Origin of the sequence: Streptomyces gelaticus, assembly GCF_014649535.1 — a bacterium.
In the GTDB taxonomy this organism is placed as follows: Bacteria; Actinomycetota; Actinomycetes; order Streptomycetales; family Streptomycetaceae; genus Streptomyces; species Streptomyces gelaticus.
Genome location: NZ_BMTF01000007.1, coordinates 358,034 through 370,133 on the forward strand (window position 1 = coordinate 358,034; position 12,100 = coordinate 370,133).

The 12,100-nt window shown below is 65.5% G+C and carries 3 protein-coding genes and 1 pseudogene; all 4 read left to right on the forward strand.

The genetic code is table 11. The features are described from left to right. Positions 1-124 precede the first annotated feature (124 nt). A pseudogene (locus tag IE107_RS13890) lies at positions 125-3,592 on the forward strand (LamG domain-containing protein). 253 nt (positions 3,593-3,845) lie between these two features. Further along, positions 3,846-10,103 (forward strand): RHS repeat domain-containing protein, encoded by a 6,258-nt coding sequence (locus tag IE107_RS13895; RefSeq protein WP_229866915.1) that lies wholly within the window; start codon positions 3,846-3,848, stop codon positions 10,101-10,103. Beyond that, on the forward strand, positions 10,043-10,261 hold the full coding sequence (locus IE107_RS36110; RefSeq protein WP_189544046.1) for a NucA/NucB deoxyribonuclease domain-containing protein: 219 nt from the start codon (positions 10,043-10,045) through the stop codon (positions 10,259-10,261). Before IE107_RS13895 ends, IE107_RS36110 begins: the two co-directional genes overlap by 61 nt. A gap of 626 nt (positions 10,262-10,887) precedes the next feature. After that, positions 10,888-11,709, forward strand: a complete 822-nt coding sequence (locus tag IE107_RS13905; RefSeq protein ID WP_189544047.1) for a hypothetical protein — start codon at positions 10,888-10,890, stop codon at positions 11,707-11,709. The last annotated feature ends 391 nt before the right edge of the window (positions 11,710-12,100 follow it).

Below are 12,100 nucleotides of genomic sequence, written 5' to 3' on the forward strand. Positions count from 1 at the left end.
CGCGATTCCGGTGGTCGGGGTCGGAGCTACCCCGGCAATCGCCCATGACGGAGCGGCCTCGACAGCGGTCGACGGGACTCCTGAGTCGAAGGCCAGTGTTCTCGCGGGGGAGACCGGTGAGCGAGTGGCCGTGGACGGGGCGACTACCGAATCGTCCCAGATCTTCGCCAACCCGGACGGCACCTTCACACAGGAAATGAACGCGGCTCCGGTCCGTGCCCGGAGGGACGACGGTACCTGGGCACCCATCGACACCACCCTCGTTCGCGAGACCAACGGCTCTGTGCGGGCGAAGAACACGACAGCTGGTCTCACCTTCTCCGGCGGCGGCAGCGGGGATGGACTGGTTTACGCTGAAGGATGAGGGACACGAGCTGCGGCTCGGCTGGCCCACTGCGCTCCCGGAGCCCCAACTCGACGGCGACGCCGTCACGTACGCCGGAGTCCTCCCGGACGTCGATCTGAGAATCCGGCGCTCGAGACGATCCGAATGACCGTCTCCGGCAATGGCCTGGACATCGCCCCGACAGCCGATGGCGGTTTCGTCGCGCGCGACGGCGACGGATCCCCGGTCTTCGAGAGCCCGGCAGGGCGGATGTGGGACTCGGCCGGCGACATTCCGGCAGCGGGCATCACCACGCAACTCGACCGCACCGTTCCAGCAGAGCCCGAGGGCAAGTCGCAGACAACGGAGGCGGGCCCGTTGCCTGCTGCCGGGGGTGAGCCTGTGCCTTCGGAGGGCCCCGGCAGCGGTGACGCGGCGGCCGAGCTTCCGCTCAAGATCGTCGGCACCACCCTGGAGATCACGCCTGATCCGGCCTTGCTCCGCGGCGAGGACACCGTCTTCCCGCTCTACATCGATCCGCCGACCAAGGGCATCGCGCTGGGCGACTGGACGGCTCTGGCCTCCAACGGCACCAAGTACTGGGAGTTCGACGGGGACAAGGGCGTAGGGCGCTGCTCCAATTACGCCCTCTACCTCTGCTCCAGCAGCCCGTACACCCAGCGCATGTACTTCGAGTACCCGCTCTCGTCCATCCACGGCAAGAAGATCCTGGACGCGACGCTGGAGGTGTATCAGCTGTGGACGTTCACATGTGATCCGCACTGGTACGACCTGAGCCACGTCAACAAGGGCATCTCCTCCAGCACCACCTGGTCGACCCGCCCTACGGCGGACGACCTGATGGGCGACCGGAACGTGGCCTACGGCCGGGGCAGCCTGTGCGACCCGTCGCAGCCGGCGAACTGGGTACGCTTCAGCGACAACGTGGGCGAGGAGACGAACGAGAATCTGACGACGACCCTCGCGTCCCACGCCGCCAACAAGTCGGCGCAGATCACTTTCTCGCTGACCGCGCACGACGAGTCCGACGCCGCCGCCTGGGCGCGGTTCCGCAACGACGCGAAGCTGTCGGTGACCTACGTCTCCTACCCGGACAAGCCGACCTCGTACGGCGTCCAGCAGGGCACCACCGGGCGGGCCTGCAACGCCTCCACGCTGCCCTTCGCCACCAGCGACACCACACCGAAAATGCTGGCCACGGTGCAGTCCGCGGACGGCTCCAACGCCCAGGTGCGCGCCCTGTTCGAGGTATGGAAGGCCGACGGCTCCAGCCGCGCCTGGTACGCGGCCTCGCCGGACGGCGCCTGGGTGGCCGACAACGCCCCTCGCGACGCGACCTCCAGCGCGCTGCCGGCACAGACGGACTACCGTATGCGGGTCAAGACGCAGGCGTACTACAAGACGGACCGGGGAGCCACCGGTGTCCTGGACTCGACCTGGTCGTCCTGGTGCTACTTCCGGGTCGACACCGATTCGCCGCCACCTCCGGTGGTGACCAGCGCGGACGGCGTCTACAAGCCGGCCGAGACCGATCCGGCCGCCGGCGGGGTGGGCACATCCGGCAAGTTCACCTTCACCCCCGCGGACACCAACCCCACCACGCCCGGCATCCAGTCGGACGTCGTCAGCTACAAGTGGAAGCTGAACAGCGGCGTAGTCTCCGCCCCGATCACCGTCGCCAAGGGCGCAGCCACCACTCAGACGATCACGCCCAACCAGGCCGGTGAGAACACCATCCAGGTCTGGGGCTTCGACGCGGCCGGACACAGCTCGCTCACCGGCTACTACAGCTTCCTCGTGAAGGGCGCCGAGAAGCCCTCGGGGATCTCGCACCTGGACAACGCCCTCACCGACGCCACCACCGCCACCCAGCACCCGCTGACCTCCTCGGGGGCCACCTGGGACACCCTGGCCCGCAGCGGCTCCGGCGCGGCGAAGCTCAACGGCACGAGCGCCTACCTCTCCACCCCCGGGGCGGTACTGGACACCACCAAGTCCTTCACCGTCTCGGCCTGGGCCCGCCTGGAGAAGAAGGACGTCAACTACACCGTTCTGTCCCAGGCGGGAACGAACGCCTCCGGGTTCCAGCTGTACTACTCCACGGCCGCCAACGCCTGGGTCTTCAACCGGCACCAGACGGACGTCTCAGATCCGGAGATCACTCGCTCAATCGGAGCGAAACCGCCGGTTCTGAAAGCCTGGACCCATCTCGCCGGTGTCTACAACGCGGCGTCGCAGACGATCCAGCTCTACGTCAACGGCGTCCCGCAGGGCGAGCCGGTGCCGTTCACGGTGACCCCGTGGAAGGCGTCCGGCGGACTGCAGGTCGGCCGCTTGTGGGCCTCGGCGACCGGCAAGGAGACCTTCGCCGGCACCATCGACGAGGTCAAGGTCTGGTCTCGCACGCTTGCGGACACCGAGGTCGCCCATGACGCCTGGCTGGAGGACGAGGACATCAGCGACGGCACCGCCGGTGACCCGGTCCCGGCGCTCGTCGCCAAGTGGGACGCCACCGACATGGCCAACGCCGCCGGCACCACGGTGAAGGACACCAGCGGCTTCGGCCGGAACCTGACACTCAACGGGGCCGCGCTCACCCAGTTCACCACCGGAGACCCGGATATCGGCGAAGAGGTCACGACCACGCAGTCGATGACCCTGAACGGCACCAGCGCCTACGCCACCGCCGCTGGCCCGCTCCTCGACGACTCCGGTTCGTTCACCGCGACCGCCTGGGTCACGCTGGACCCGGCCAAGCTCGCCGACACCACCAAGTCCTACGCAGTGCAGGTGTTCGGCCAGTCGGGGACGAGCCAGTCCTCCTGGGGTGTCTGGTACGAGCAGCCGGCCGGCAGCGCCCAGGGACGGTGGACGTTCGGCCGTCCCGACAAGGACGGCACCGGAGCCGCCTGGACCAAGAGTGAATCCACCGCATTCACCACCGCTCAGCTGGGAGTGCCCGTCATGCTGAGCGTCGTCTACGACGCCCAGGCGGCAGCCGACCCCGAGGACACCTCCAAACTCGGTGCGCTCAGGCTGTACGTCGACAGCGCCCTGATGGGCGACGAGGACGGCGTGCCGTACAGCACTGCCTGGCAGGGCGGCGGAACGTTCGAGATCGGCCGGGCGAAGATCAACGGCGCCGGCGCGCGCTACTTCCCCGGAAAGATCGACAGCGTCCGCGTCTGGGCCGGAGCCACCTCCACCGACAACATCGCCAACCGGCACAACATCGAGCAGCGGTAGAAGCGAGGACGGTCGGAGTGCCTGCGCTACTGCGCGATCTCCGACCAGTTCAGGCCCAGGTGCTGCTGATACCGGCGCCCGGGCCGCCTCGCGCTTCTCCAAGTCTCCCGTAGCACACGCGCCTTGACGGGCGCACGCCCCAAGCAGCGCTCGCGGCGCCGATGCCATTGCCGGAGCGTTTCCCGCCCACCATCGAACACGGAGAGTAACTGTGTCCTTGCCACCCTTCCGTAAGCGCTTGCCAGGGGCCGTCATACGCCGCTGGCTCGGCCGCGGAGCCCTCGTCGTCTCCCTCTCTGTCCTTCCGCAAGTTGTGATCCCCTCGGGGTACGACTTCGCCGCCCAGGCCCAGACCGCGGCAGCCCGAAAGCAGTTGGAGGACCGGCCTAAGGCGAAGATCGACAAGGTAGGCAGGTTCAAGCCCGGCGCGTCCAAGGCCCCGAAGAACAAGGCCGCCTCCGCCTCGGGCAAGACCCGCGCGCGGCTGAACAGTGCCGCGTGGCCGGAGGCTGGAAAGGCCACCGCAAAGGTCCCCGCGACCAGCAACGGGACCGCCGTCACGGTCGGTGGACTCGGCGTGGAGCTGGCCCAGGAGCCCACCGCCCCGGCAGCCAAGTCGGCCAAGGCCAAGACGGAAGCGGTGGCTACCGGCCCCGCCGAAGAGGTGGCGCTCAGGGTCCACTCCCAGGCCGCCGCGAAGAAGGCAGGTGTCAACGGGATCCTGCTCACCGTTGATCCCTCCGAAGAAGCTGCCGGAGATACCGACAGGCTCCGGGTATCTCTGGACTACTCCACCTTCAACGACGTCTATGGTGGCAACTTCGGTCCCCGCCTGCGCCTGGTGACGCTCCCGGCGTGTGCACTGACCACCCCCGAGAAGGAGTCCTGCCGCACTCAGCAGCCAGTAGCCGGCGCGAGCAACGACACCGGATCGCAGACGCTGACGGGTACCGTCTCCGCCCGCGCACTCGCTGCCGGTGCCCCGATGCTGCTGGCGGCAGCAGCCGACAGCTCCGGCAGTGGAGGTGACTACGCCTCCACCCCGCTGTCCCCGACCGCCACCTGGGAGGCCGGTGGCAGTACGGGTGACTTCACCTGGAACTACCCGCTGCGGGTTCCCCCGGCCACGGCCGGCCCGTCCCCGAACCTGTCCATCTCCTACAACTCCGCATCCGTGGACGGCCGCACAGCTGGGGAGAACAACCAGACCTCGGTGGTCGGCGAAGGCTTCTCAATCACCGAGTCCTACATCGAGCGCAAGTACGGCTCCTGCAAGGACGACGGCCAGCCCGGCAAGGGCGACCTGTGCTGGAAGTACGCCAACGCCACCCTGGTACTGAACGGCAAGGCCGTCGAACTCGTCAACACTTGTGCCGACAAGGCGGCCTGCGACGCCGCAGCTCTGTCCCAGGCGTCCGGCGGCACCTGGAAGGTGAAGAACGAGGACGGCACCCGCGTCGAGCACCTGACCGGCGCCACCGGCAACGGCGACGACAACACCGAGTACTGGAAGGTCACGGACGCGTCCGGCACCCAGTACGTCTTCGGCAAGCACCGGATGCCCGAATGGAGCGACAAGGGCACCACCGCCACTACCGACGACGACCCGGTCACCAACTCCGTGTGGACCGTCCCGGTCTTCGGCGACGACTCCGGGGAGCCCTGCTACAAGTCCACCGGCTTCGCCGACTCCTCCTGCAACCAGGCATGGCGCTGGAACCTGGACTACGTCGTGGACACCCACGACAACGCCTCCACCTACTGGTACAGCAAGGAGACGAACTACTACTCCAAGAACGCCGACACCACTGTCAACGGCACCGGCTACACCCGAGGCGGCTACCTCGACCGCATCGACTACGGCCTGCGCAGCGACCTGATCTACTCCAAGCCCGCCGCCCAGCAGGTCAGCTTCACCTACGCCGAGCGCTGCATCACCTCAGGCGGCTGCACCAGCCTGACCAAGGACACCAAGGCCAACTGGCCCGACGTGCCCTTCGACATGATCTGCGCGGCCAACTCCAAGTGCACCACCCAGATCGGCCCATCCTTCTTCACCCGCAAGCGCCTCACCGACATCACCACCTCCGTGTGGACCGGCACCGGCACTACCCAGCGGGACGTTGACACCTGGCACCTGGAACAGGACTTCCCCGACACCGGTGACGCCTCCTCGGCGAGCCTCTGGTTGAAGTCCATCCAGAACACCGGCAAGGCCAACACCACCACGGCCGCCATGCCGCCGGTCACCTTCGACGGCATGCAACTGCCCAACCACGTCGAGGGCAGCGGCCCGGACACCCTGCGCTACATCAAATGGCGCGTGCGCAAAATCAAGTCCGAGACCGGCTCCACCCTCACCGCCAACTACTCCGACCCCGACTGCATCTGGGGCTCGAGCATGCCAGCGGACATCGACAGGAACACCCGCCGCTGCTTCCCGGTCAAGTGGTCCCAGTCCGGAGCCGAGCCGGTCACCGACTGGTTCCACAAGTACGTGGTCACCTCCGTCTTTCAGGACGACCCATACGGCCACGGCGACACTGGGGAGACGTACTACGACTACCAGGGCGGCGCAGGCTGGGCCTACGCCGACGACGAGGGCCTGACCAAGCCGTCCAACCGCACCTGGTCGCAGTGGCGCGGCTACGGCAAGGTCGTGCAGACCTCCGGCGACTCCGAGGGCCCGCGCAGTAAGAAACTGACGCTCTACATGCGCGGCCTGAACGGTGAGAAGGAGCTCGACGGCACCGCACGCGTAGAAAAGGTCACCGACTCCACCGGCACCGCAATCGACGACTCCCGCCAGTACGCCGGCTTCGTCCGCGAAACCATCGCCTACAACGGCGCCGACGAACTCAGCGGCACGATCAACACCCCCTGGTCGCACAAGACCGGCAGCCACACCTACGGCTGGGGCACCACCTCGTCCTGGATCGTCCAGGCCGGAGAGGCCGTCACCCGCACCAAGACCTCCACCGGCACCCGCACGGTCAAGCAGAAGACCACATACGACACCACGTACGGCATGCCGATCACCGTGGAGGACAGCGGCGACGCCGCCATCACCGGCGACGAGTCGTGCGTGCGGACCTCCTACGCCCGCAACACCTCCGCCTCCACCTGGCTGGTGAACGCGGTCTCACGCACCGAAACCTACTCGGTTCCCTGTACGGCCACCCCGTCGATCCCCGATGACGTCGTCTCCGACATCACCATGGCCTACGACGACCAGGCCGTCGGGGTGGCACCCGCCAAGGGCGACATCACCACCTCCTACCGCCTGGCGAGCTATGGCGAGCTCGACAAGAAGCCCGTTTACCAGCAGGTCTCCAGTTCCACCTACGACAAGCTGGGCCGCCCGCTCACCACGACCAACGCCCTCAACCGCACGGTCAAGACCACCTACGTCCCCGACGACACCGGTTACGGCCCGCTGACCTCCAAGACCACCACCGACCCCAAGCTCTACACCTCCACCACCGAGGTGGACCCGGCCTGGGGCACGGCCACCAAGACGACCGACGCCAACGGCAACGTCACCGAGTGGTCCTTCGACGCGCTTGGCCGCCTGCGGTCGGTCTGGAAGCCGGACCGCTCCCGCACGCTCGGCGACGCAGCCAGCATCGTCTACGCCTACAGCATCAACAATGACAAGGAGACTTGGGTCCGCACCGACGCCCTCAAGGCCGACGGAAAGACCTACAACAACTCCTACGAGATCCTCGACAGCCTGCTGCGGTCCCGCCAGAAGCAGGTCCCCGCGCCCAACGGCGGCCGGGTGATCTCCGAAACCCTCTACGACGACCGCGGCCTGGCATACATCTCCAACAGCCAGATCCACGACAACAACGCCCCCTCAGGCACCCTGGCCAACACCTACCCCGGCTCCACCCCCGCCTCCACCGAGACGGTCTTCGACGCCGCCGGCCGCGCCACCGAATCGATCTTCCGGGTCTACGACCAGGAAAAGTGGCGCACCAAAACCGACCAGCAGGGCGACCGCACCACCGTCACCGCCGCCGAGGGCGGCACCGGCACCGTGACGATCGTCGACGCCCGCGGCCGGATCACCGAGCGCCGCGAGTACAGCGGCCCCGTCCCGACCGGCAGCGACTACACCCGAACCCTGTACGAGTACACCCCCGGCAGCCAGCTCAAGAAGATGACCGGTCCGGACGGTGCGGTCTGGACGTACGGCTACGACCTGCGCGGCCGCGAGACCACCTCCACCGACCCCGACAAGGGCACCGTCACTACCACCTACAACGACCTCGACCAGCCGCTGACCGTCAATACCACCCTCAACGGTTCCTCCCACACCGTAATCACCGACTACGACGAGCTCGGCCGCACAACCGGGACCTGGGACGGGGTGAAGGACAACGCCCACCAGCTGACCAAGTTCACCTACGATTCGCTGGCCAAGGGCAAGCCGACAGCGTCGATCCGCTATGTCGGAGGCACCACTGGCAAGATCTACTCTCAGGTCGTCACCGGCTACGACGCGCTCGGCCGCCCCAAGGGCACCAAGACCGTCATCGCCGCCACCGACCCACTGGTCGCCGTCGCTGGCGCGCCGCAGACGTTCACCACCTCCACCGCCTACAACATCGACGGAACCGTCCAGTCCACCTCGCTGCCAGCGGTGGCCGGTCTTCCCGCCGAGACCGTGGACAACAGTTACAACGCCCTCGGCATGCTCACCGGCACCGACGGCATGACCGACTACGTCCAGAACATCGGCTACTCCCCGTACGGCGAGATCGAGGAGACCCTCCTGGGCACCTCCACCGGTGCCAAGCAACTCCAGATACTCAACCGCTACGAGGACGGCACCCGCCGCCTGGCCAATACCCACACTGCCGATCAGACCAACACCGGCCACACCAGCGACGCCAACTACATCTACGACGCCTCTGGCAACGTCAAGTCGATCACCGACAACGCCAGCGGCAAGGACACTCAGTGCTTCGCCTATGACGGCTACCGCCGTCTGACCGAAGCGTGGACGCCGTCCTCCAACGACTGCACCACCGCCCGCGCGGCGTCCGCGCTCGGCGGGCCGGCCCCGTACTGGACCAGCTGGACCTACAAACCCGGCGGCCTGCGCGACACCCAGACCGAGCACAAGGCCACCGGCGACACCAAGACCGGCTACAGCTACCCTGCCGTCAATGCCTCCGGCACCGGACAGCCCCACACCCTGACCTCCGTCACCGTCAACAGTGGCACCGCCAAGACCTACACCTACGACGAGCAGGGCAACACCACCAAGCGCTACGGCCCCACCGGCGCTGCGCAGAACCTCACCTGGGACATTGAAGGAGAACTCACCCGACTCACCGAGGGCACCAAGACCACCGACTACCTCTACGACGCCAACGGCGAACTCCTGATACGCCGCGGCCCCGTCAAGACCGTCCTCTACCTGGGCGGCGAGGAACTCCACTACGACACGGTCGCCAAGAAGTTCACCGCTCAGCGCTACTACCCGGCAGGTGACGCCACCGCCGTCCGCACCGAGACCAGCCTGTCTTGGATGGTCGACGACCACCACGGCACCGCCTCAATGAGCGTGGACGCCATCTCCCAGACCATCACCCGCCGCTACACCAAACCCTTCGGCGAGAGCCGCGGAACCGCACCGTCGACCTGGCCCGACGACAAGGGATTCCTCGGCAAACCCGCCGACACCGACACCGGACTCACCCACATCGGCGCCCGCGAATACGACCCGACCAGCGGACGCTTCCTCTCCGTCGACCCCGTCCTCGCCCCCGACGACCACGAGTCCCTCAACGGCTACGCATACGCCAACAACACCCCCGTCACCCTGGCCGACCCCACCGGCCTCCGCCCAGACGGAGCGTGTGGTGGTGCCTCGAGCTCCTGCGGCGGTGGCATTGAAACCTGGTCCAAGTCCGGAGATTCCTGGACCTGGGAATACTCGAGGCCGGTCAGCAACAATACGGATGGGTCAACGACTTACGCCACGAGTAGTTACACCATCGGGAAGGGGGGAACGTCTGGCACGACGAGAAGTGGCGGCCGCGCTGGCCCTAAGCGGATAACTCAAAAAGAATACAAGGTGGGCATGGTGGCTCCTCCCGCCACCCGGATTCCACCACTCCTTTCGGCGATTCTTGGTAAAATGACCAAGGATATTAATATCAATATGGATGACGTTTGGAAAAAGTTCTTCGATAAGCCGGATGAACTGTCGGAAGATCAATGGGATGAGCTTGTGGATGCATGCGTTGCATCTCAAGGGCTCAGCGAGGCTGGCTGCAGAAAGCTTCCCGTATTTGTTGTTGACGGAAAGCGAACCCCTAAGATAGCGATCAACGATAAGTCCGCCATAGATAGCGGCCACCCCTTCTACCTGCACTACCTGGCAAGCTCAAAAGGAGCGGATCGGAATCGCGAGTTCGCCGGGTGTAAAGCGGCGTGGGGGGGCCACAGAGTTGCGACGAGTACCCTTTCGCCAGTACACAGGAGGGGGGCATAGGAGCCCAGACCATGGCGGTCCCATTCAGGCCTGAGCAAATCATACAAAGAAATGATCTCGGGAGCTTCTATAGAGCCAATAAGATGGGCAAGGGTGACCCTTTCCTCGTTACGGTAATCAACGTGAAAGTCAAGTATGGAATTTACTCGGCGGGATGAAATAGGGGCAACTGTGAGCGTGTGCATATTCCGGGACACCGTACCAACGGGCATGGTCGTATTTTGCGACTTCGATACAACCGATTACCCTAGGGCGCAGACCGGCCTAGAAGAATTCCTCTTCCTCCCTGGATGCCTAGTCGTCATGGGGAACTCGGATAAGGATATTCGAGTCGAGGTGCGCGTAGGGGGAAGTAATATTTCGGGCGCGCAGCGAGTATTTGAAGGAGTGATGACCTTCCACTCGGGCGTACTCAGCATTTCAGACCCGGAGAGCCCTAACGTAGAGTCACTTCATCTTCCGCGATCCGGAAGTTGGAATGTGCAAGTTTACCTCCGAAGCATGCCAGAGATGGATGAGATGTATTTCATCTTTGATTTTGATCAATGGAAAGGAGAGTAAGATTAACGCGATCTAACCTCGATGTTTCTTAATGGGCCGCCGACCCCGTCGGCGGCCCATTTCGTTGCTGCTGAGCGCGGCCGGGCAGGTTGAGGGCTTCGGCGAAGTAGTAGGCTGTCCAGTTCATAACGATCTGTCAACCCGTGGGTCGCGGAAGCAGACAGGCACGGCCTTCCAGCGACATCGCGCCGACGAGGGTTACCGGTTCGCTGCTATCCGAAGGGTGTACATCCCCAAGAAAACGGGACCCGCCGTACGACAAGCCACAGCCCGCTACGAGAACCCCCGGCGCAAGCTCACCAGCACCGAGCGCCGCGTCGAAAGCAGCGTGTCCTTGCTCAAGGACCAGGCCGCCGACGTCCGCTTCGAGCAACTCGCCATCCTCTTGCGTAACCAGATCTCGGCTCTTGACCGGCGGCACATCCCGGCCGTCGCCCGTGAGTGGACTACGGCGCAGCGCCGAGCTGCCGCAGCCCTGACGGCCCAGCTCGTAGGCATGAGCAAGGCGCGTGAGGCCCTTGTGTCCCAGCTCAGCGGCTTCGTTACCGAACTTCTCCAACAAGTCGACCAAGCAAGCCGGTTCTCTGTCTTCCCCGACGGCCCCACGCCCTGGGCAGGGCAGCGCTTCCTCACTATTCGCTACAGGAAACCCGAGCTCTCCGTGCGCACCGCCTATATGCGCGAAGCCATCGACAACCTCGCCTCCAACCCGCGCACCCGCAAACTCAAGGGCACCGAGGTGGTCATGCGCTGCCTGCACGCAGTCGTTCCGCGCTTCACCGCCGAGGTCATGAAACCCAACGCCGCCCCCTTCGCCTGCTGTGGTCCCAACCCTCTATCCGGCACAACCTGCAAGATCAGTAAGGTGACGCACCATCAGAACGAGTGTCAATGGGCTTCATTTCAGCGTCGAGATATCGCCCGTAACGCCCACACCGCACTAATGCGCACGCACAAACCCCAGGTCAGGGGCCCTTTGCGGCCGGTTCGAGGATGGCGACGCACTCCACGTGCGCCGTCATCGGCAACGCGTGAAGCCCTGTAGTCAGTCTCGCCGCTCCGGTCCGTGGGGCTCCATCCCCTGAGGTACAGCTGAGTTCCTCCGGCGTGGGTTCGCATGTGTACGACGTCTCTGGGAGCCTACTCAAGGGGTCGATCGACCTCACATACCGCCTTGCCCATTGCAGCCAGCGTCGGGCCGAGTCCAAAGCCGACTCACCCACAGCACCGCCCAACTCGCCGATACGGCATTCCAATGCCGTGCAGTACGCACGGAGCACAGCGGCCTCTTGCCAGCACCTCGCCTGTTCACGAAGCACCTAAGCGCTGTCCCGTAAATGATCTACGGCATGCTGGTTGACCAGCGTTGTTTCCCAGTCATCCGGCGAGAGTGAGGTTGTGGAGGCGGGCGATGCCGAGCATGGCGTGGTGGACGC